Below are 22,723 nucleotides of genomic sequence, written 5' to 3'. Positions count from 1 at the left end.
ACCCCAAACCAGAGGACCGAAGATGAGACACCGTAGTTTCTTCACCACCGTCGCCGTCACGGCAGCCGGCGCCCTGTTCCTGACCGGCTGCTCCGGGTCGGGGGGCGACGCCGAGGCCGAGGTCGAGGACGCCTCGGCGGAGTTCGGCTTCAACCCCGAGGGCCTGCCGATCGTCGACGAGACCCTGTCGCTGACGTTCGGAGGCACGAAGTCCCCGCTCGCACCCGACTACTCCGAGATGGAGCTGGTCCAGCAGTGGGAGAAGGACACCAACATCTCCATCACCTGGGAGAACCTCCCCGAGCAGGTCTACATGGAGAAGAAGAACCTCATGCTGGCCAGCGAGGACCTGCCCGACGTGCTGTTCAACACCGGCCTCACCGACGCCGAGGTGGTCCAGAACGGGACCAACGGCACCTTGCTGCCGTTGGAGGGCCTGATCGAGGAGTACGCGCCCACGCTGTCCGCGATCCTTGAAGAGCGTCCGGACATCCGGGCCGCGATCACGGCCTCGGACGGCCACATCTACACCCTGCCGTCGGTCGAGGAGCTCGGGATCCTGCAGTACCCGAACTTCCTCTACATCAACACGGCCTGGCTCGACGCGCTCGGGATCCCCATGCCGACGACGATCGAGGAGTACCGCGCCGCCCTCGAGGCGTTCAAGACCCGCGACCCGAACGGGAACGGCCAGGCGGACGAGATCCCGCTGAGTTTCCGCACGGACTCCTTCTGCGCCAACCCGCACGACCTGATCGCGGCGCTCGGCGGTCAGCCGGAGAACAACGACCACCGCATCGTCCGTGACGGGAAGGTCGAGTTCACGGCGAACACCGAGGAGTACAAGGCCGGCGTCGCCGCCCTGGGCGAGTGGTACGCCGACGGGCTCATCGACCCCGAGTCATTCTCGCAGGACGACGTCGCCTACCTCGCCAAGGGCAAGTCCGAGACGCCTGTCCTCGGCTCGTTCTTCTGGTGGGAGCTGAAGGAGATGGTCGGTGAGGACCGGGTCGGCGACTACGCCCTGCTCGGCATCCTCGAGGGCGTCGACGGCAAGCTGGCCAGCGTCTCGAACTACCAGGAGATCAGCCGCGGTGCGATGGCGATCACCCGTGCCAACGAGTATCCGGCGGCAACCATGCGGTGGGCCGACCGGCTCTACGACCCGGTGATGTCGGCCCAGGCGAACTGGGGTCCGATCGGGGTGACCCTGGAGGAGGACGCCAACGGGATGCTCGTCCAGATCCCGGCCGAGGAGGGTGTCTCCGAGGGCGAGCGTCGCCAGCTCGTCGCCCCGGGTGGTCCGAAGATCATCCAGAAGAAGGACTTCGAGACGGTCGTCGCACCCGAGCCGCGGGCCAAGGAGCGACAGGAGCTCGTCGCCGAGTTCTACGCCCCGTACAAGGCGAACGACGCCTACCCGCCGGTGCTGCTTTCAAACGAGGAGCTCGAGCAGGTGTCGTTCGTCGAGACGGACATCAACGCCCTCGTCAAGGAGAAGTTCGCCTCCTGGGTCGCCAACGGCACCATCGAGCAGGAATGGGAGGGCTACGTCTCCCAGCTCGAGTCCATGGGTGTCCAGGACGTCGTCGGCGTCTACCAGCAGGCGTACGACCGCTTCCAGCAGGGCGGCGAGTGATCTGACGGTGCGGGGCGGGCTACCGCCCGCCCCGCACCGCCCCCCAACCCGCCCGTCGACCGCCGCGGCCCTCCCGCCGCCGTCGCCCCGAACCGTCAGGACTCTCGTGACCACGACCTCGCACGCCCCGGCCGCCGCCACCCGGTCCGTCCCCACCCCGCACTTCCGCCCGACCGCCCACTTCACCGCACGGGACACCTGGCTCAACGACCCGAACGGACTGCTCCACCACGACGGCGTCTACCACCTGTTCTTCCAGAACAACCCGCACGGCAGCACCTGGGGGAACATGTCGTGGGGCCACGCCACGTCGACGGACCTGGTGACGTGGCAGGAGCAGCCGGTCGCGATCGAGCACACCGCCGAGGAGCACGTCTTCTCGGGTAGCGCGGTCGCGGACGTGCGCAACACCGCGGGCTTCGCCGGGCCGGGGCAGACCGCTCTGGTCGCCGTCTACACCAGCGCGTACACCGCCGCGTCCGAGCGCCCGGGGATCCAGGCCCAGTCGCTGGCCTACAGCCTCGACGGCGGGGAGACCTGGACGCGGTACGCGGGCAACCCCGTCCTCGACATCGGGTCGTCGGAGTTCCGGGACCCCAAGGTGTTCTGGTATGGCGGTGACGACGGTCGCTGGATCATGGTGGCCGTCGAGGCGGTCCGCCGTACGGTGGTCATCTACTCCTCCCCGAACCTCATCGACTGGACGCTCGAGTCGCGGTTCGGCCCTGCGCACGCCACGGCGGGTGTCTGGGAGTGCCCCGACCTGTTCCCCCTGACGGTGCGCGGCACCGATCAGACCAAGTGGGTGCTCGTGGTGAGCCTCAACCCGGGCGGCATCGCCGGTGGATCCGGCTCCCAGTACTTCGTCGGCGACTTCGACGGCCACACCTTCACACCGGACCGGATCTCGACCTCCACCGACCCGGCGGACTACGACTGGCTGGACTACGGCCGCGACTACTACGCGGCCGTCTCGTTCAACGACGCACCCGACGGTCGGCGCCTCATGATCGGGTGGGCCAGCAACTGGGACTACGCCAACGCGACGCCCACGCATCCCTGGCGCTCGGCGATGTCCCTCGTCCGCGAGCTCGACCTCGTCCGGTGCTCCGACGGCCGGCTCCGGGTGGTGCAACAGCCCGTGCTGCCGGCCGACGAGGCCGACGTCGACGTCTTCGACCTCACCGTCCCCTCCATGCCGGGGACCCGCACCGAGGTAGTCCTCGCGCCGGCGGACGGCGCAGGCACCAGCCGGCTCGTCCTGACCATCGACGGGGACGCCCGCACCCTCAGCTGCGACCGCACCGCCAGCGGCACCGTCGACTTCCACCCCGCCTTCCCCTCCGTGGACACGGCGCCGCTGCTCGGAGACGGCGACGAGACCCGGCTGCGGATCGTCGTCGACGCCACCATCGTGGAGGTCTACGTCGACGGGGGTCTGGTCACCCTCACGCAGCAGGTGTACCCCGACGCCGCGCTGACCGAGGTGCACACGATCGACAGGGCCGCCTGACCGATGGGTACCGACGTCGAATTCCTGGTCGTCGGCGAGTCGGTCGTCGACCGCGTACGCACGGCCGCCGGCCAGGTCGCGGCCCATCCCGGCGGCAGCCCGGCCAACGTCGCCTACGGTCTCGGCCGGCTCGGCAACGCGGTCGCCTTCCTGACCGAGCTCGGCCCGGACGCTGACGGCGACGCCGTCCGCGCGCACCTGGAGTCGGCCGGCGTCCGCGTCACCGCGGCGTCCGTGCCGAGGACGCCGTCGGCCACCGCCGAGCTCGACCACCACGGAGCGGCCCGGTACGACTTCGACATCGCCTGGACGCTGCCCAAGCCGTCCGTCGCGGTCCGGCCCGCCCACGTCCACGTCGGCTCCATCGCCGCCTACCTGCCCCCGGGCGCCGACGCGGTCGAGACCGTGCTCCGCGAGCGGACCGACGGCGCGACGGCGAGCTTCGATCCCAACGTTCGCCCCGCGCTGCTGGGCGACATGGCCGCGGTTCGGGACCGGACCGAGCGACTGCTCGCCCTGAGTGACGTCGTCAAGGCCAGCGACGAGGACCTCGAGTGGCTCCAGCCAGGGCGCGATCCGCTCGCGGTCGCTCGCGAGTGGCTCGACGCCGGGCCGTCGCTCGTCGTCGTCACCCGCGGAGCGCTCGGGTCCTGGGCCGTCACGCGCCACGGCGAGTTCGAGGTGCCGGCGGTTCGCGTGCCCGTCGCCGACACCGTCGGCGCCGGCGACTCGTGCATGGCCGCGCTTCTCGACGGCCTTTGGATGGCCGGTCTCGCCGGCCCAGGGCGCCGTGACGCACTGTCCGCCGCCACGACCTCCGACCTCCGCCCCCTGCTCGAACGGGCGGCACGCGCGGCGGCGATCACCGTCTCCAGACCCGGCGCCCAGCCGCCGACGGCGCAGGAGCTGAGCGCCGTCCCATGACCTCGGCGGTGCCCCTCGACGGCGCCGCCGACCCACCACCCGCATGTCACACATCGAAGGAGATGTCATGAGCATGTCCACACTCACCCGGGCCGCGCGATCGTGCGCGCCGGAGCCGCGGCGGTCGCGGCCGTCGCGCTTGCGGCGACGACATCGGTAGTCGTCGCGGACACGGCGGTCGCCGCAGCACCGACCACGGTCGCCAACCCTAGCTTCGAGACCGGGGACCTGAGCGGGTGGGAGGTCGTCGAGGGAGACGCCTTCACCGCCGAGGTGATCTCCGACGCCGAGTCCTGGGACTGGGGATGCTGCTTCAACCCGGACGGGACCTACCACCTCTGGGGGGCCAAGGTCGGGGACGGCCCGGTCGGCCGGCTGCGCTCGTCGGTGTTCACGCTCGCCGGCATCGGCGAGATCAGCTTCCTGCTGGGCGGCGGCAACGACCTGGAGAACCTCGACGTCGCGCTGCACCGCGCGTCGGACGACGCCGAGCTGATGCGCGCCACCAACAGCGCGTTCGCGGACTCCGAGAGGCTTTCCCGAGTCGTGTGGGACGCGTCGGCGTACGTCGGCGAGGAGCTCTACCTCGAGGTCGTCGACAACGCCTCGGGCGGCTGGGGTCACCTCAACCTCGACGACGTGCGGACCTACGCGGAACGGTCGATCACCGAGATCGCCAACCCCGGCTTCGAGACCGGTGACCTGACGGGCTGGACCGGGACCGGCGATGCCTTCACCGATGCACAGGTCACCGACGCCACAGACTGGGGGTGGGGAGGCCCGTTCGGCCACGACGGCACGTTCCACCTCTGGGGCGCCCGGGGCGGCGGCGATGCGCCGACCGGGACGCTGCGCTCCTCGACCTTCACGCTCGGTGGGTCGGGGGCGATCGAGTTCCTCCTCGGCGGCGGCAACGACGTCGAGAACCTGTACGTCGCGCTCCACCGGGCAGAGGACGACAGCGAGCTGATGCGTGCCACGAACACCGCCTTCGCGGACACGGAGGCGTACTCCCGGGTTCGTTGGGACGCGAGCCAGTACCTCGGCGAGGAGCTCTACCTCCAGGTCGTCGACACGGCGACCGGGGATTGGGGTCGCATCAACGTCGACGCGTTCGACACGACGGTCGACGTGCTAGGCCACGAGTTCGACAACCCAGGCTTCGAGTCGGGGACCCTCGACGGCTGGGAGGCGGCCGGGGACGCGTTCACCGGCGCGCACGTCAGCTCGGCCGCCCTCACTCCTGAGGGCGACCCCTTCGGCGCCGACGGTGAGCACCACCTGTGGGGCGGCGCGCTCGGCGACGACGGCGCGACCGGAACCCTGACCTCCCCGCGCTTCCTCGTCGGCGGGACGGGACACCTCCGTCTGCTGCTCGGCGGCACCAAGGATCCCGGCGTCTACGTGGTCGTGCGGTCCGCAGCCGACGGAACCGAGCTCGCGACGACGGGCGTCGCCACGACGAGCGAGAAGTACCAGAAGAACGTTCTCGACCTGGCGGACCACCGGGGCAAGACCGTCTACCTCCAGCTCGTCGACGACTCGACCGTAGGGCACTTGAACGTCGACGCGGTGACCACGCTCGTCAACGATCCCATGCACTGGGCGTTCGACGAGACGGCCGGTCACGAAGCCCGCGACACCGGCTCCGGGACGACGGACGTCGTGGAGTATGTCTTCAACGACGCCGCGTACAAGGCCGACAGCGACCCGCTCTGGAGCGACGGCGTCGTCGACGGTTCGCTGTTGTTCGACGGCTACTCGACCTACATCGAGCGTGACCCTGCGCAGAGCCTCACGCCGAGCAGCACGCTGAGCATCTCGGCGTGGGTCGCTCCCCGGTCCTACGAGTGGGGAGACCTCGGACAGGCGTCGGCCATCGTCAACCAGCACCACGAGCGGGGCAAGACCGGGTACCTGCTCGGCATGTACCGGCACGGGTCGTGGGGACTCGAGCTCGGCGACGGAATCAGCTGGCACACCCTGCGCGCCCCCGAGTCGGCCCGGCTGCCGACGGGGGAGTGGAGTCACGTCGCGGCCACCTACGACGCCGGCACCGGGTCGATGACCCTGTACCTTAACGGGGCCCAGGTGGCGCGAAAGGAGATTCGCGCGGGGACCAGGATCCTCGCCGAGACGTCCCAGCCGCTGCTGGTCGGGCGGCACAACCAGGCGGCGGTGATCAACGGCACTTTCCGCGCCAACTCATGGAACGGCGGGATCGACGAGCTCACGGTGACCGACGAGTTGCTGACCGCCGAGCAGGTCGCCGCCACGGTGCGCGACGCCGGCCCGGTGCCGGGCACCGAGGACCTCCAGCCTGACCGTTCCCGCTTCGACGGCGACCGCTACCGGCCGCAGTACCACTTCATGCCGCCGGAGCACTGGATGAACGAGCCACACGCGCCGATCTGGTTCGACGGCAAGTACCACATCTTCTACCAGCACAACCCGCAGGGACCGTACTGGCACCAGATCCACTGGGGCCACGCGGTCAGCGACGACCTCGTCCACTGGAAGGACCTCCCGGTGGCGATCGCGCCGACCGAACCCGTCACCCCAGACGGCGTCTGGTCCGGCAGCGCCACCTACGACGCGGACGGCACGCCGGTCCTGTTCTACACCGCCGGCAACGACGCGACCTTCCCCAACCAGGCCACCGGTCTGGCATGGCCCGTCAAGGGAGCCGAGGATTCGCTCCTGACCGAGTGGCGCCTGGAGCCAGAACCGGTCACCGTCCAGTCGCCCGACCTGACCTCACCGGTCGGAACACCGTGGCTGGGGCAGTTCCGCGACCCCTTCGTCTGGAAGGAGACCGCCGACGACGGCAAGCCCATCTGGTACCAGCTCGTCGGGTCCGGGATCGTCGACGGCGACACGAAGGTCGGCGGCACCGCGCTCGTCTACAGCTCGCGGGACCTCGTGAACTGGGAGTACCACAACCCGCTGTTCGTCGGCGACGCGCTGAAGTACCCCAAGACCGGAGCAGTCTGGGAGCTGCCGGTCCTGCTGCCGCTGGGAACGCGGGACGGCGTCCAGAAGCACATCTTCGTCGTCAACCCCTGGTTCGACGGGTACAACGAGAACACCGCCAAGAACACCTACTACTGGGTTGGCGAGTGGGACGCCACGAACCACACCTTCGTCCCGGATCACGAGGAGCCGCGGCTGTTCGACTACGGCGAGCACTTCACCGGACCCTCTGGAATGGTCGATCCCGCCGGACGCTCCCTGCTCTTCACGACCACCCAGGACGGGCGCAGCGAAAAGGAGCACCACGACGCCGGATGGGCACACTCCATGGGCCTCCCGGTGCAGCTCACACTGACCGAGGACGGCGACGCCGGGGTGAAGCCCGTCGACGAGCTGCAGTCCCTGCGGTCCGAGCGCGTCGTCAACGTCAAGAACGCCTCCGTGGCCACGACGAACCGGATCCTCGACGCCGAGCACCAGAACCTCACCGACCTGCTCGAGGTCAAGGCGGAGCTCCACGTCACGCCGAGCGACCGACCCGGAGCCGCGCAGACTCTCGGGCTCGAGGTCCGGCGCAGCGGCGACGGTCGCGAGCGCACGGTGCTCTCCATTGACCGTGCGCGCGAGCTCCTCGCTCTCGACCGGAACTTCTCGAGTCTCGACCCCGACACCAGAAAGGGCACGCACGAGGGTGCGTACAGGGTCGGGCCCAACGGCAAGGTAAGCCTGCACGTGTACGTGGACCGGTCCGTCATCGAGGCCTTCGTCGACGGACGCAAGTCGATGACGACGCGGATCTACCCGACGCTCGCCGACGCCGTCGGACTCCGCGTCCTGGGCGGTGCCAACGTCACCGTCAAGTCACTGGAGGTCTGGAACCTCGACGGGGCGTTCGGGCCGGTCGAGTCGGCGGTGTTCGACGCGCCGTTGGACACCGATCCGCACGACCCCGGCCTGCCGAACGGTGACTTCGAGTCGTGTGACCTGACCGGGTGGACCGTCGTGTCCGGCAACGCATTCAGCGACGCCACCGTCACGGACGCGAACGACTGGGGGTGGGGCGGTCCCTTCCGCCAGGCGAACGCCTGGGGGAGCACCGACCGGTGCCACCTCTGGGGCTTCGACGAGGCACTCGGCGACGCGGCGACCGGCCGCATCCGCTCGGAGACGGTCACACTCGGGGGCGACGGGCAGGTGGACCTTCTCACCGCGGGCGGCTACGACCCTGATCGCCTGTTCGTCGCCGTCGTGCGCGCCCGCGACGGTGCGGTGCTCGCCAAGGTCACCGGCAACGAGCAAGAGGGGCTTCGCGCTCAGTACCAGCGCCGTCTCCTCGACCTGAGCGACCATGTCGGTGAGGAGATCTACATCGAGATCGTGGACGAGGCGACCGGCGGATGGGGCCACCTGAGCGTCGACGACATCAACCTCCCCGTCCGGAGTTGAAGTCGCAAGGCCTGGTGGGACGGGTGTGGCGCGATCTTCGAGCGGAGCTCGCGCCACGCTCATCGCATGGTCACACCGGACTCGGCCAGGTGCTGGCGGACCGTTCGGCCGAGCCCATCCTTGCCGATCCGAGCGGTTCCGCGCGGTGGCCGAGGCGTGCCGCGGTGAGGGTTACGTTCGCCGGGCTGCCGCCCGGCTGCTCGGAGCGCGTGCCGTCCGGCGTCTCGACGATGTCGACGAGCCCCTCACCGACCACGAGGAACCTCCCATGGGTGTGTGCCCCTCACGCGAGGTGGTCGAAGCGACCGCCGGTCACCCTGAGGCGCCCGTTCGCGTCCCAGCCGACCGGCAACGGGTCGGACAGTGACCCGATGAATCTCCCGTCGCTGTCGACGTGGTTGAACGCGAAGAGCCACCAGGTGCCGTCGCGGTCTTTCAGCAGCCGGCCTGCGTACAGCGACTCGTCAGTGAGCCGGGCTGCCTTGGTGATGTCGTAGGGGCCGGTCGCGCAGTCCACGGGTACGGACCACACGCCACCACGCTCGCCGGCTTCACGCCTGGCCTGCGTCAGCTCGCCGTGTAGCGAGGAGTAGATGAGCACCTGGCGGCAGTTGGGACTTGACCGGTGGGAGAGCATCTGCTCGACGGCTGCCTGCTCGAGATCCCGACGTCCTCCGGTGTTGACCACCAGGAGGAGCTGCCCGTCCTGCCATGCGCGTTCCTGAGCACCTTCGACGATCTCACCGGCGAACGGCGCCGAGGCGACCTCGTCCCCGATGAACCCGACAAGCTCGGCGACGCGCTCCCGCAGCGCCTTGGCCGTCGCGTTCGACCGGTACCCGAGCGTCACCACCGCGTCCTTGATCCGCCGAACCGTCGCGGCGGAGACACGAGAGCCTGGATCGCCCTTGAGGACGATGGAAACGGTCGCCTGGGACACCCCCGCGGCGCGCGCGACGTCCCAAGGGCGACTTCACCGGCGTCAGGCGCGGGTTGTGGCGGCTCCCGGTCCGGGGATCTCGCCCGATCCCCGGACCACCAGGCGGGTGGGCACGACGAGGTGCCGAGGCGGTCCCAGTTCTCCGTCGATCCGGGCGAAGAGGCGCTCCGCTGCGAGTCGACCGATGCGGTCGGGGTCTTGGGCCACCGTGGTGATGCCCGGCTTGAGCAGGTCGCTCGTCTCGATGTCGTCGAAGCCGACCAGCGCGACGACGTTCTCCCGGCCCAGCTGCTGCAGCGCCCGGACGGTGCCGATCGTCACGAGGTTCTGGCTCGAGAAGACCGCGGTCGGCGGGTCCGGCAGCGTCAGGAGGCGCCGTGCTACCGCGGTAGCGCTGGCCTCGTCATGCAGCCCCATCACCACCAGGGACCGATCCACGTCGAAGCCCGCCGCGGTGAGCTCCTGGATGTAGCCGTCCAGGCGGAGGCGGGCGGTCTGGATCCGCTCGAGGTCGCCGAGGAACGCGATCCGCCGGTGACCGCGGGAGATCAGGTGGCGCACCGCAGCTGCAGCGCCCTCCGTGTTGGCGCTCACCACGCTGTCCGTGTCGAGACCGCGTGGCTCGCGGTCGACGCACACGATCGGTGTGCCCCGGTCGACGTGCACGCGCAGGTACGTCTGGTCGACCCGCACAGGCGTCACGACGAAGCCGTCGACGCGTCGCCGCGCGAGCGCGGCGACGGCGCGGACCTCTGCGTCGGGATCGTCCTCCAGGCTCGTGGCGAGGACCCCGTACCCGTGCTCGGTGGCGACCCGCTCGATGGCGCGGTGCACCTGGGCGGCGAACGGATTGGCGACGCTCGAGACGAGGAGCCCCAGCGTGCGGGACCTGCCGTCGGCGCGTCGGAGGTTCCCGGCGTGCATGTCGGGCTCGTAGTGCAGCGACGCGGCGGCGCGGCGCACGCGCTCGGCAGTCTGGGCCGAGACGTTCGGCTCGCCGTTGACCACGCGCGAGACGGTCTTGATCCCGACGCCGGCCAGCTCTGCGACGTCGCGCATCGTGGGGCGGCGCGTCGTCAGCGCAGGCCGCGGTTCTCCTGACACCGATGTCACGAAACTGTCACTCCTTGTCGCTGGTGGGTTGACCCTATCGCGACACCTCGTGTAGACACGGACCTGACAACGTTGTCGGGTTTCGGACAACGAGCCCTCGCATCCCAGGAGTTCGACGGTGAACCACATGACCACCTCTTCTGCGTCGCTGCGGCGTGGCGCCGCAGTGACCAGCATCTTCGCCATGGCAACGCTCGGCCTGACGGCCTGCAGCGATGGGGCGGCGTCCGCCGGTGCGCCTGACAACGGTGTCGGCGTGTCCCTGATCGTCAAGACCACGACCAACCCGTTCTTCGTCGCCATGCAGGAGGGCGCGGAGGCCGCGGCCGCCGAGCACGGTGTCGAGCTCACGCTCGCCGCCGGCAAGGCTGACGGCGACGAGGAGACGCAGATCCAGGCGATCGAGAACGCGATCGCCCGCGGCGACGCCGGCATCCTCATCACGCCGAACGGCCCGTCGGTCGTCGACGCGATCGGCAAGGCCCGCGACGCCGGCCTCTACGTCATCGCCCTGGACACGCCGCCTGACCCGGCCGACGCGGTCGACATCACGTTCGCGACCGACAACCGCGAGGCGGGCCGGCTCATCGGCGAGTGGACCGCCGCCCAGCTGGGCGGCGAGAAGGCCACGATCGCACTGCTCGACCTCTTCGACGACAAGGTCGTCTCGGTCGACTACGACCGCGACCAGGGCTTCCTCGAGGGCATGGGGATCGACGTCGCGGACCCGAACGTCAACGGCGACGAGGCAAAGACCGGCTCGTACAGCGGCGGCGAGTACGAGATCGTCGGCAACGAGGCGAGCCAGGGCGCCGAGGACGGCGGCCGGACCGCGATGGAGAACCTCCTCACGAAGAACCCCGACATCAACGTCGTCTACACGATCAACGAGCCGGCCGCGTACGGCGCCCACCAGGCGCTCGAGGCGGCCGGGACGGCCGACGACGTCCTGCTGGTCTCGATCGACGGAGGCTGCGCGGGCGTCGACAACGTCCAGCAGGGCATCATCGACGCCACGAGCCAGCAGTACCCGGTCAAGATGGCCGAGCTCGGCGTCGAGGCCATCGCGGAGCTCGCCCGGACGGGCGAGGCGCCGGAGACCACCGAGGGTCTCGACTTCTTCAACACCGGCGTCGAGCTGGTGACCGACACGCCCGTCGACGGCCTCGAGTCGATCGACTCCACCGAGGCGTCGGAGATCTGCTGGGGCTGACGTGTTCTGCCGCGCCGTCGCGACGAGGCGGCGCGGCACGCCGTCGCACCTCCTGAGGCAAGGAGTCCTTCATGAGCACGTCCACCCTTCCGGCGCGCCCGCACGACGCGGCCGCCGAGTTCCTCGACCGTCGCACCCCGCTCGAGCGGGCCCGCGGCGTCCTCCACCGCTACCCGGCCCTCAGCCCGGCGATCGTGCTGGTCCTGTCGGTCGTCGTCTTCGGTCTCCTCAACGACCGGTTCTGGGCGCCGGGCAACCTTTCGCTCATCACGCAGCAGGTCGCGGTCGTCGGGACACTGGCCGTCGCGCAGACGCTCGTGATCCTGACGGCGGGGATCGACCTGTCGGTCGGGTCGATCATGGTCCTGGCTTCGGTGGTGATGGCACAGGCGGCCACGACCATCGGGCTGCCGCCGCCCGTGGCGCTCCTGCTCGGTCTGCTCGTCGGCCTCGCGGCGGGTGGTGTCAACGGCGTCCTCGTCACCCGGCTGAAGCTGCCGCCGTTCATCGCCACGCTCGGCACGCTCAACGTCTTCCTGGCGATCACGTTGCTCTACTCGCGCGGCGCGACGGTCCGCGGCACCGACATGCCTGCGCTCATGACGTGGACCGGCACCACGTTCCCCGTCTTCGGGGTCCGGGTCTCGATCGGCGTGCTCCTCATGCTCGCCGCCTACCTGGTCGTCGCGATAGCGCTGTCGCGCACCGCATGGGGCAAGCACGTCTACGCCGTCGGCGACGACAAGGACGCGGCCCGGCTCTCCGGGATCAGCGTCAACCGGGTGCTGCTCAGCGTCTACCTGTCGGCAGGCGCGATCCTCGCACTCGCCGCCTGGCTCCAGATCGGACGCGCCAACGCGGCCAGCCCCAACGTCGGCATCGACATGAACCTCGACTCGATCACCGCCGTCGTCATCGGCGGCACGAGCCTCTTCGGCGGCCGCGGCACCGTCTGGGGCACGCTGCTGGGCGCGCTCATCGTCGGGGTGTTCCGCAACGGCCTCTCCCTGGCCGGCCTCGACGTGCTCTACCAGACCCTCGCCGTCGGCGTCCTCGTGATCGTCGCGGTCTCGCTCGACCAGTGGATCCGGAAGGTGCGCAAGTGACCACCATCGACACCACCACCACGACGGACGACGACGTCACCGCGAGCGCGACGCCGGTGCTCCAGGCGCGCGGCCTCGTCAAGACCTTCGGGCGCGTCGTCGGGCTCGACGGCGTGGACCTCGAGCTCTACCGCGGCGAGGTCCTGGCGATCATCGGGGACAACGGCGCCGGCAAGTCCACGCTGATCAAGTGCCTGACCGGGGCCGAGATCCCTGACGAGGGCGAGATCCTGCTCGACGGCGAGCGCGTCCACTTCAAGCGTCCCCAGGATGCGCGCGCTGCCGGCATCGAGACCGTGTACCAGACGCTTGCCGTCGCGCCGTCGCTCGACATCGCGTCCAACCTGTTCCTCGGGCGCGAGGTCCGGCGCAAGGGGTTCCTCGGCTCGGTGCTGCGGATGACCGACCGTGCAGGCATGCGTGAGCGGGCCCGCCGCGAGCTGCGCGACCTCGGGATCTCCACGCTCCAGGACGTCACCGTGCCCGTCGAGAACCTCTCCGGCGGCCAGCGCCAGGCCGTCGCGGTCGCGCGCGCGGCGGCGTTCGGCTCGAAGGTCGTCGTGCTCGACGAGCCGACGGCGGCGCTCGGAGTGCGCGAGTCAGGCCAGGTCCTCGAGCTGGTCCGGACGCTGCGCGACAACGGCGTGCCGGTGATCATCATCAGCCACAACATGCCCCACGTGTTCGAGATCGCCGACCGCATCCACGTGCAGCGGCTCGGCCGCCGCGCGGCGACCATCACGCCCCGGTCGCACTCCATGACCGAGGCCGTCGCCATCATGACCGGCGCCGCCGAGGCGTGAGCTGCCATTCCTCCCGCAGGACGAAACCCCCGATCGGACGAAGGAGTTCGACCCATGACGTCCCCTGCCCGCGCCCGGGTGGTGCCGGCGCTCGCCGCCGCGCTCGCCCTGGTCGCCGCACCGTTCGCGCACGCGACGACGGACCCAGGTCCCGGTGATGAGCCCTACCGGCCAGCGATCCACTGGACGCCCAGCGAGAACTGGATGAACGACCCCAACGGGCTCGTCTACCACGACGGCACGTACCACCTGTACTTCCAGCACAACCCGCAAGGGAACCGGTGGGGGAACATGTCGTGGGGTCACGCGACGAGCCCGGACCTCGTCCACTGGACCGAGCAGCCGGTCGCGATCCCGCAGACGTTCGACGAGAACGGCACCTCGGTCGAGGACATCTTCTCCGGCTCCGTCGTGGTCGACCACGGCAACACGAGCGGCTTCGGCACCGTCGAGGACCCGCCGCTCGTCGCGCTCTACACGAGTGCGTACACCGACGCCCACCCGACGCTCGCGGGGATCCAGGCGCAGTCGCTCGCGTACTCGACCGACGGCGGTTACACCTGGACGAAGTACGAGGGCAACCCCGTGCTCGACCGTGGCAGCCGGAACTTCCGCGACCCCAAGGTGTTCCGGTACGACGACGGCGAGGGTCGCGCGTACTGGGTCATGGTCGCCGTCGAGGCGGTGGACCACCAGGTCGTGCTCTACCGCTCCGACGACCTCAAGAACTGGTCGTACCTGTCGACGTTCGGTCCCGCCAACGCGACCGGCGGGATCTGGGAGTGCCCGGACCTGTTCGAGCTGCCCGTCGACGGCGACCCCCAGAACACGCGGTGGGTCATGGTCGTGAACCTCAACCCCGGCTCCGTCGCCGGCGGCTCGGGCGGCCAGTACTTCGTCGGTGACTTCGACGGCACCACGTTCACGCCCGAGCGGACCGTGGAGGGCGTCGAGGTGCCCGACGGCGAGGTCCTCGCGGACTTCGAGGCCGGCTGGGGCGACTGGACCGTCGTCAACGAGCCCGGGCACGCGGAGCAGGGCCCGTTCGGCGCCGAGCCGTTCCCGGGCACCGTCCCGGGCCAGCAGCAGGTCACCGGTTTCCTCGGTGACCGTCTCGTCAACTCCTTCGTCGGCCACGACTGGCCGACGGGCACCGCGGAGTCCGCACCGTTCACGATCGAGCGTGACTGGTTGGCGATGCTCGTGGGCGGTGGCAACCACCCGCGTGTCGACGGCGCTCAGCTCGGCAACGAGCCGCCGCCGGGCACGCTCCTGTGGGACGGTTTCGAGCAGCGCGCGGCCGGCCTCACGCTGGCCGACGCCGGTTGGACCGGCACCGGTGACCTCGCGGCCACGGCGAGCCCGTCGACCGCGGGCGGCGAGTACTACATCGGCGACGGCCGCCTCAACACCTGGGAGGGCGGCCCGCACGGCGACGACAACGTCGGCACGCTCACCTCGCCCTCGTTCGTCCTCGACGGCGACCACGTGAGCATGCTCGTCGGCGGCGGGCGGCGCGCCGACTCCGACCCGCAGACGCTGCAGGTGCAGCTCCTCGTCGACGGCGAGGTGGTGCGCCACCTGACCGGTCCCGAGGCGGGCGACCTGCGCTGGCGGTCATGGGACGTGAGCGACCTGCGCGGCCGCGACGCACAGCTGCGGGTGGTCGACCTCGCGACCGGCGGATGGGGCCACCTCACGGTCGACCACGTCGTCGTCGGGGACGAACCGGCACGCCCGCGCAGCTCCGAGACCACCGTGAACCTGGTCGTCGACGGCGAGGTCGTGCGCACCGCGACGGGCCGCAACTCCGAGCAGCTCGACTGGGTCAGCTGGGACGTGGCCGAGCTGCGTGGCAAGCAGGCGACGCTGCGGGTCGTCGACAACAACCGCGGCGGCTGGGGCCACATCCTGCTCGACCACGTCGTCGCCACGGACGCGCCCGTGAACCCCGGTATCGAGCGGTATGACTGGCTGGACTGGGGGCGCGACTACTACGCCACGGTGTCGTTCGACAACGTGCCCGACGGGCGCCGCTACATGATCGGCTGGATGAACGACTGGACGTACGCCCAGGAGATCCCGACTCATCCGTGGCGCTCGGCCATGACGCTGCCTCGCGAGGTGACCCTCACCGAGCAGGACGGGCAGGTCGTCCTCACCCAGCGCGTCGTGAAGGGCGTCGACCGCCTGGCGGTGCCCGCCGCCGCGACGCGGGTGCGGAACCTGCCGGTGTCCGACGCGACGGTCCCGCTCTCCGACGCCGGTGACGTGTACCGGCTCGACGTGACGCTCGACGTGGGCGACGCCGACCGTGCCGGTGTCGTCGTGCGCTCCACGGACGGCTTCGCGGTCGGGGACGCGGCGGCAGCGGAGGAGGGGACCGTGGTCGCGTACGACGCCAGGCAGCAGCGTCTGGTCGTCGACCGGACACGCTCGGGCGACGTCTCGTTCCACCCGGTGTTCTCGGGCGCCTCGTCGGCCCCGCTCCCGGACTCGAGCGTCACCGACGGGCGGGTGCGGCTGCGCGTCTACGTCGACCGGTCGTCCGTCGAGGTGCTGACCGCCGACGGGCTGCGCACGATCACGAGCCAGGTCTTCCCGGACCCCGCCTCGCTCGGCCTCGCGGCGTTCGCGGAGGGCGGCACGGCCCGGATCGTGTCGCTCACCGCCACGCCACTCACCCCATCCGTCCACGTCGAGGGCTCCGGGCCCGCGGCACCCGCCTGCGCGGGAGCACCCGGTCGGCCCGGGGCCGTGCCCTGCGCCCGCTGAAGGAGGAACCCTCGTGCATACCCACCAGGACGCCCGGGTGCTCGTCGTCGGCGAGGCGCTGACGGACGTCGTGACGAGCGACGACGGCAACCACCGTGAGCACCCGGGCGGGAGCCCCGCCAACGTCGCGGTGACGCTCGGGCGGCTCGGGCACCGGCCGCAGTTCGCGACGTGTCTCGGCGAGGACGACCGTGGTCGACGACTACGCGCCTGGCTCTCCGAGTCCGGCGTCCGGCTCACCGAGGGCAGCGTCGGCAGCGGCCCGACGTCGGTTGCGGCCTCCCGGCTGCGGCCGGACGGCTCGGCCCGCTACGAGTTCGCCCTCACGTGGGCACCGGTCCTGCCGCGGGCCGGGAACGCGGGCGTCGTCCACGTCGGCAGCGTCGCGACGCTGCTCGAACCGGGGGCGGGTGATGTGCTGCGGCTGGTCGAGGAGGCGCGGGCGACCGCGACCGTCACGTACGACCCGAACCTGCGTCCCACGATCTGCCCGGACCGCCTGGCCGTGCGCCGGCGGGTCGAGCGCCTCGTGCAGCTGGCCGACGTCGTCAAGGTGTCCGACGAGGACCTCGCCTGGCTCTACCCGGGGGAGCCGTTCGAGGAGGTGCTGCGGTCGTGGGCCGGCGGTGGACCGGCCGTCGTCGTGGGAACCCGTGGTGCCGACGGAGCGGTGCTGCGGGCAGGCGATGTGCACCTCAAGGTTCCGGGGCGCCGGGTCGAGGTCGTGGACACGATCGGGGCCGGTGACGCCTTCATGGGCGGCCTCATTCACGGTCTGCTGGTCGCAGACCTGGACGGAGCCGAACGTCGCGAGCAGCTGCGCGCCACGGACGGTTCCGTGCTCACCGAGATCGTCGAGCACGCGGTCGCGATCGCCACGGCCACCGTCGCCAGGGCGGGAGCCAACCCTCCGTGGCGGCACGAGACGGTCCGGTACCGGACCGGGGCGGACCCCCTCGTGGCCACCTAGGAGCGGCGGCGGCCGGACGTGCGTCGTCCGGCCGCCGCCGTCACACCGATCGCCATCGTCGTGAACCGCGCCATGGTCCTGGAGGCGGCGTCCATGGCGGCGCTGGTGGCTGGGGCTCGGCGACGACGGCGTGCCCCACGAGGCGGTGGGGCCGAGCGCGCAGGCCGCGCACGTCGACGTCAAGGTCGCCGGTCATGGCGGTGTCCCCTCGGTGATGTTCAGGGACGGCGGACGATGACGGCGCCGTAGCCCGTGCTGGCGTGGAAATCGGCGACGGCACCGTCTGTGGTGTCAAGACACCGAACGCGCGTCAGGCGGCGCAGCGCCCCGGTTCCACGGCGGTGTCGAGCTCCGTGGCCTGGGCGACGACGGGCAGCAGCTCGGCCGTGGTCACCGCGTACGCGAGGTCCTCCTCGCTGTCCGCGCGCCCGAAGATCACGCCGACGACCTCGCCGTCGGTCGTCAGCACGGGCCCGCCCGAGTTGCCGGGGTGCACCTCGGCGGCCAGCGAGTACACCTCGCGGTCGCCACCGCCGATGCCTCCGGACTCGGGGACGCGGACGGTCCCGACGTCGAGCACCTGCGCGCCCGTCGAGATGAACGGCCCTCCATAGGGGTAGCCCTGGACGGCGGCGGTGTCGCCGGCCGCCAGGGTCGGGGCCACGGGCAGCGGGTCGGCGTCGAGCGCGTCGACGGCCACGACGGCGAGGTCGGCAACCGGGTCGAAGTAGACGACGCGCCCTTCGCGTGCGGCCCGTCCGGGCAGCTCCACGAGCGGGCGCTCGACGCCCGCCACGACGTGCGCGTTGGTGACCACCCGGTCGGGCGCGACGACGAACCCGGACCCCGTCGAGCTGGTCCCGCACGCGTACGCGGTGCCCCAGATCCGCGCGACCGAGCGGGCGGACGCCTCGAGCGCGGGGTCGGCGAGGTCGACGTCGGGCGCGGCCGGTGCCACACGCGGGCCGAGCAGTCCGTCGAGCCGTGGGAGTCCGTCGTCGAGCACCGCCGAGCGCATCTGGGCGAGCGTGCGGCTCACGGGTGTCGGGGTCAGGTCGTCGATGGTACGGAGCACGACCGACGACGAGACGGCCTGGGCGAGGCCCGGGGCGCCGGTCGCCTTGACCGCCGTGCCGACGAAGGAGATCGCCACCGCGGCGACGAGAAGATTGGCCACGCCCCCGAGCAGCCGCTCGAGAGGGCGCAACGGCGTGCGGTCCACCTGGCGCCGCAGACCGTGCCCGACGCCCGCGCCGGCCGAGGCGCCGAGCAGCGGCAGCATCACGGCGATGGCGAGCGTCGCAGGCGCCCGCCACTGAGACGTCGGCAGCGCGTCGTTGACGACGGGGACGACCCAGAACGCGGCGAGGCCTCCGGCCACGAGCCCGGCCAGGCCGCCGACCGTCGCCAGCAGGCCGCGGCCCAGCCCTGCGACGAGGGCGGCGACCAGGGCGACGACGAGGAGGAGGTCGACGGGGGTCACGGGTCCTCCTCCTCGCATGTCCGGGCGTCCGGGACGCCGACGATACGCGGTGGACCTGTGGCGTGCCTGTGCGAGTGGTCGGTGGTGCCGCGAGGCTGGACGTGCCGCAACCACGTCCAGACGGGAGTGCCCCATGTCCGACCAGACGACGCCGCAGGACCCGACGACGCAGCACCCGCAGCCGAAGCAGCCCGCGGACGACCTCGAGCCCCCCGGCCTCACCGGGGAGATGTCCCAGGAGCCGGACCACGGCGAGGAGACCTACGTCGGTTCCGGCCGCCTCGAGGGCAAGCGTGCGCTCATCACGGGCGGCGACTCGGGCATCGGCCGGGCGGTGGCGATCGCCTTCGCGCGCGAGGGAGCCGACGTCGCGATCTCCTACCTCCCCGAGGAGGAGGAGGACGCGCAGACGACCCGGCGCTGGATCGAGGAGGCGGGACGCAAGGCCGTCCTGCTGCCCGGCGACATCCGCGACGAGGCGTTCTGCCAGCAGCTCGTGGAGGACGCGGTCGCCGGCCTCGGCGGGCTCGACATTCTCGTCAACAACGCCGCCTACCAGATGTCCCAGGACGAGGGCCTGCGCGGCATCACCACCGAGCAGCTCGACCGCGTCCTCAAGACCAACGTCTACGCGATGTTCTGGATCACCAAGGCGGCGCTGGACCACCTCGGCAAGGGCGGCTCGATCATCAACACCACGTCGGTCCAGGCGTTCGAGCCGAGCCCGCAGCTCCTCGACTACGCCACGACGAAGGCCGCGATCCTCAACTTCACGAAGGGTCTCGCGCAGCAGCTCGCCGAGGAGGGGATCCGCGTGAACGCCGTGGCGCCGGGACCGATCTGGACGCCGCTCATCCCGGCCACCATGCCCGAGGAGAAGGTCGAGCAGTTCGGAGCAGACACGCCGCTCGGGCGTGCGGGCCAGCCCGCCGAGCTCGCGCCGGTGTACGTGTTCTTCGCCTCGCAGGAGTCGAGCTACGTCACCGGCGATCGTCTCGGCGTCACCGGAGGCCGCCCGCTCTGACGGGGGAGCCCTTCCGGCGGGAGGCCCGGTCAGCGACCGGTCCGCAGCGCCGCCGAGAGCAGCATGACCACCAGGGCCGTGAACGTCAGGAGTGTCACGGCACCGTCCGGCAGATGCAGCACGGTGCCCGCTGCCCGGAAGAGAGCCGACGCCACGAGCCACAGGACTAACGCGATCGCGAGCCGGGCGACGAGGTGCGATGGGCTTGTGCCGCCACGGCGAACCGGACGCGTGTCACGGCTCGGACGGGAAGCGCGCGGCGGCGCGGAGGACCCCGTCGGCACGGGCACCGCCGGCGCGGTCGCGGACCGCATCGACAGCTCGATCTCGAACCGCAGCGAGGTCAGTCGCTCGGGGGAGAGGATGCGCGGGCGGTCCAGCAGCGTCCGGAGCAGCGTCGACGTCGAGCACACGTCGACCCCGCCCAGCCGGGCGGTGGGTCGCCCGTCGCCGACGAAGCAGACGACCGGGACGAAGACGGCCGGGTCGAGCGAGGGCACGAGGGTGGCCACCGCGCGTGCCGCGTCGTGTGCGCCGTCGACGGCGTTCGTCCGCGCGTAGCCGTTCTGCCGCAGGACCCCGCGGCTGACCGTCACGGTCCCGCTCCACTGCTTCGCGTCGATGACGAAGACGCCGGTCGGGCCGACGGCCACGTGGTCGATGTTCGCCCGTGAGCGGCCGGGCCAGCGCACGTCGTGGAGCACGATCCACTCGGGCCCGAGCTGGTCGAGCACCGCCTGGACCGCCTGCTCGCCGGCGGCTCCCTTCTCGAACTGCTCGGCGTAGCGGAGCAACCGCTCGGCCTTCTCGCGCGCCCGGCGCGCGACGTCGTCGGCCGAGCCCCCTGCCGTGCTCATGACACGCCCTCCCGAGCGACGCCTCCGGCGGTCCCGATGGTTGCCGGGAGCGCCGCTGCCGGGACCAACGTCGCCGAGCGCGTCGCGGCCGGTCAAGGGCGGAGCCGGGTGAACTCCGGTCGAAGGGTCGGGAGCGGCGTCCGGGTCAGTCCCAGAGCCCGATGCCGTAGCCGATGAAGGCGAGCGCCATGGCGAGGACGACGATGCCGATCGCGGTGAGCCACAGCCAGGGCACGGCGCGGTGCGGGCCGTGCTCCTCGTGCCCCTGCGGCGCGCTCACCTGGCCGGCCTCGGGCGGCGTCTCCCCGGGCTCGACGCCGCCGCCCGGCCCGCTGCCACCCGCCGTCGGGGACAGGGCGGGGTCGGGGTCGGGCATGCCGCCCTCGCCGGCGCGCCGGGGGCGCTCGCGGTGCTCGTGCCGCTCGTCGTGCTGGTCCGCCATGCCTCGAGCGTCCGTGACCGCAGGGGCACTCGCACGGCGGGTCCCGCCGTCGGGCACGACGAGGCCCGGGCAGCACGCGCTGCCCGGGCCTCGACGTGCGGCAGGTCAGCTGCCGATGTCGTCCGTGTAGGCGACGTCCTTGGTCTCGCGCGTGAGCAGCAGCGCCACGAGCGTGACGAGCGCCGCGGCGCTCAGGTAGACGCCGACCAGCACCGTCGAGCCGCCCGCGAGCGTCCACAGCCACACGGCGATGAACGGGGCCACCGCGGCGCCGAGGATCGACGACAGGTTGTACGCCACCGCGGAGCCCGTGTACCGGACGTTGGCGGGGAACAGCTCGGGCAGCACGGCGGCCATCGGGCCGAACGTCAGACCCATGAGCGTGAAGCCGATGACGAGCACGCCCAGCACGCCCACCGTGCCGCCGGAGAACAGCGGCACGAAGAGCAGGCCGAACACGGCGATGCCGGCCGTGACGGCGAGCAGGTGCTTGCGCCGGCCGAACCGCTCGGCGAGCGGGCCGGAGACGAGCGTGAACACACCGAAGAACACGACGCCGAAGATGAGCATCCACAGGAAGTCGGTGCGCTCGTACCCGAGGCCGGCGGGCGTCTCGGTCGCCGGCGTCGTGCCGTACGTCAGCGTGAACGTCGTCATGAGGTAGAAGAGCACGTACGTGGCGAGCATGATGAACGTGCCCGCGACGATCTGGCGCCACGAGACGCGGAACGCGCGCGCGACCGGTACGTTGACGACCGCGTTGGCCTCCTGCACCTTCTGGAACGCGGGCGTCTCGATGAGCTTGAGGCGCACCCACAGGCCGACGACCACGAGGACCGCGCTCGCCAGGAACGGCACGCGCCAGCCCCACGCCTGGAACTGCTCGTCGCTCAGCCCGTTCGCCAGGCCGATGAACACCGTGTTGGCGAGGATGAAGCCGATCGGCGCGCCGAGCTGGGGGAACGTGCCCCAGATCGCGCGCCGCCCCTCGGGCGCGTTCTCGGTCGCGAGCAGCGCCGCGCCGCTCCACTCGCCGCCGAGGCCCAGGCCCTGGCAGAAGCGGCACAGCACGAGGATCGCGGGCGCGGCGACCGCCCAGCCCGGCGTCGACGCGGGCGGGATGAGACCGATGACGAACGTCGCCACACCCATGACGAGCAGCGAGGCGACGAGCGTGGCCTTGCGGCCGACGCGGTCGCCGAAGTGGCCGAACAGCACCGACCCGAGCGGGCGGGCGACGAACGCGACGCCGAACACCGCGAACGAGGCGAGCAGCGCCGTCGCGTGGCTCTGCGCGGCGAAGAACACGGTCGGGAACACGAGCACGGCCGCGGTGGCGTACGCGTAGAAGTCGTAGAACTCGATCGAGGTCCCGATGAGGGATGCGACGACGACGCGGCCGCGCGAGTTCGCGGGCGACGGCGTCGCGCCAGGCGCGCCTGAGGCGCCGGGGGCAGCGGTGGTGGTCATGGCCGAACGGTAGGGCGGTGTCCGCATCACGG

15 protein-coding genes and 1 pseudogene are annotated in these 22,723 nt (G+C 71.3%); 10 read left to right on the top strand and 6 right to left on the bottom strand.

Translation table 11 applies throughout. The annotated features are described in order from the left end of the window. Nucleotides 1-22 precede the first annotated feature (22 nt). The 4 genes from ISOVA_RS10685 (at nt 23) to ISOVA_RS15575 (ending at nt 8,495) form a co-directional block, all read left to right on the top strand. Nucleotides 23-1,639, top strand: coding sequence for an ABC transporter substrate-binding protein (locus tag ISOVA_RS10685; protein WP_013839242.1), 1,617 nt, complete (start codon nt 23-25; stop codon nt 1,637-1,639). A gap of 106 nt (nt 1,640-1,745) precedes the next feature. Beyond that, on the top strand, nt 1,746-3,152 hold the full coding sequence (locus ISOVA_RS10680) for a glycoside hydrolase family 32 protein (RefSeq protein ID WP_013839241.1): 1,407 nt from the start codon (nt 1,746-1,748) through the stop codon (nt 3,150-3,152). A 3-nt stretch (nt 3,153-3,155) separates the two neighbouring features. Next, entirely contained in the window at nt 3,156-4,076 is a 921-nt protein-coding gene (locus ISOVA_RS10675) for a carbohydrate kinase family protein (protein WP_013839240.1), read from the top strand. A 102-nt stretch (nt 4,077-4,178) separates the two neighbouring features. Beyond that, nucleotides 4,179-8,495, top strand: coding sequence for a GH32 C-terminal domain-containing protein (locus ISOVA_RS15575; RefSeq protein WP_013839239.1), 4,317 nt, complete (start codon nt 4,179-4,181; stop codon nt 8,493-8,495). A gap of 283 nt (nt 8,496-8,778) precedes the next feature. Here ISOVA_RS15575 and ISOVA_RS16975 read toward each other — a convergent pair. Then, nucleotides 8,779-9,444, bottom strand: a pseudogene (locus ISOVA_RS16975) (LacI family DNA-binding transcriptional regulator); the annotation flags it as partial. A 33-nt stretch (nt 9,445-9,477) separates the two neighbouring features. Next, entirely contained in the window at nt 9,478-10,734 is a 1,257-nt protein-coding gene (locus ISOVA_RS10655; protein ID WP_315897902.1) for a LacI family DNA-binding transcriptional regulator, read from the bottom strand. Here ISOVA_RS10655 and ISOVA_RS10650 point away from each other — a divergent pair. The 5 genes from ISOVA_RS10650 to ISOVA_RS10630 all read left to right on the top strand — a co-directional run bounded on the left by ISOVA_RS10650 (nt 10,676) and on the right by ISOVA_RS10630 (nt 17,415). After that, complete coding sequence (locus ISOVA_RS10650) at nt 10,676-11,761, top strand: substrate-binding domain-containing protein (RefSeq protein WP_041294857.1); 1,086 nt, start codon at nt 10,676-10,678, stop codon at nt 11,759-11,761. The two genes, ISOVA_RS10655 and ISOVA_RS10650, sit on opposite strands and share 59 nt — an antisense overlap. 71 nt (nt 11,762-11,832) lie before the next feature. Further along, nucleotides 11,833-12,867, top strand: a complete 1,035-nt coding sequence (locus ISOVA_RS10645) for an ABC transporter permease (protein ID WP_013839236.1) — start codon at nt 11,833-11,835, stop codon at nt 12,865-12,867. After that, nucleotides 12,864-13,670 (top strand): ATP-binding cassette domain-containing protein, encoded by an 807-nt coding sequence (locus tag ISOVA_RS10640; protein WP_013839235.1) that lies wholly within the window; start codon nt 12,864-12,866, stop codon nt 13,668-13,670. Before ISOVA_RS10645 ends, ISOVA_RS10640 begins: the two co-directional genes overlap by 4 nt. Before the next feature lie 54 nt (nt 13,671-13,724). Then, complete coding sequence (locus ISOVA_RS10635) at nt 13,725-16,445, top strand: glycoside hydrolase family 32 protein (protein WP_013839234.1); 2,721 nt, start codon at nt 13,725-13,727, stop codon at nt 16,443-16,445. A 13-nt stretch (nt 16,446-16,458) separates the two neighbouring features. Further along, a complete protein-coding gene (locus ISOVA_RS10630; RefSeq protein ID WP_013839233.1) occupies nt 16,459-17,415 on the top strand; it encodes a carbohydrate kinase family protein in 957 nt (318 codons plus the stop codon). 310 nt (nt 17,416-17,725) lie between these two features. On the opposite strand, the gene ISOVA_RS10625 is transcribed toward ISOVA_RS10630, so the two are convergent. Further along, complete coding sequence (locus ISOVA_RS10625; protein ID WP_013839232.1) at nt 17,726-18,898, bottom strand: MarP family serine protease; 1,173 nt, start codon at nt 18,896-18,898, stop codon at nt 17,726-17,728. A gap of 133 nt (nt 18,899-19,031) precedes the next feature. Between ISOVA_RS10625 and ISOVA_RS10620 the strand changes: the two genes are divergently transcribed. Then, nucleotides 19,032-19,922, top strand: coding sequence for an SDR family oxidoreductase (locus ISOVA_RS10620; protein WP_013839231.1), 891 nt, complete (start codon nt 19,032-19,034; stop codon nt 19,920-19,922). 29 nt (nt 19,923-19,951) lie between these two features. Here ISOVA_RS10620 and ISOVA_RS15565 read toward each other — a convergent pair whose 3' ends face one another. From ISOVA_RS15565 to ISOVA_RS10605, 3 genes are all read right to left on the bottom strand, one after another. Then, nucleotides 19,952-20,779, bottom strand: a complete 828-nt coding sequence (locus ISOVA_RS15565; protein WP_013839230.1) for a nuclease-related domain-containing protein — start codon at nt 20,777-20,779, stop codon at nt 19,952-19,954. A gap of 145 nt (nt 20,780-20,924) precedes the next feature. Next, the gene (locus ISOVA_RS10610) at nt 20,925-21,221 is read right to left on the bottom strand and encodes a DUF6480 family protein (RefSeq protein ID WP_013839229.1); all 297 of its coding nucleotides are present in this window, start codon (nt 21,219-21,221) and stop codon (nt 20,925-20,927) included. A gap of 105 nt (nt 21,222-21,326) precedes the next feature. After that, nucleotides 21,327-22,691 carry an MFS transporter gene (locus tag ISOVA_RS10605; protein WP_013839228.1) on the bottom strand — a complete coding sequence of 455 codons (1,365 nt, stop codon included), beginning with the start codon at nt 22,689-22,691 and terminating at the stop codon, nt 21,327-21,329. Nucleotides 22,692-22,723 lie beyond the last annotated feature (32 nt).

Origin of the sequence: Isoptericola variabilis 225, assembly GCF_000215105.1 — a bacterium.
Classification (GTDB): Bacteria; Actinomycetota; Actinomycetes; order Actinomycetales; family Cellulomonadaceae; genus Isoptericola; species Isoptericola variabilis_A.
The sequence above is the reverse complement of the archived record's forward strand: the minus strand, read 5'-3'. Positions and strand labels throughout refer to the sequence as shown.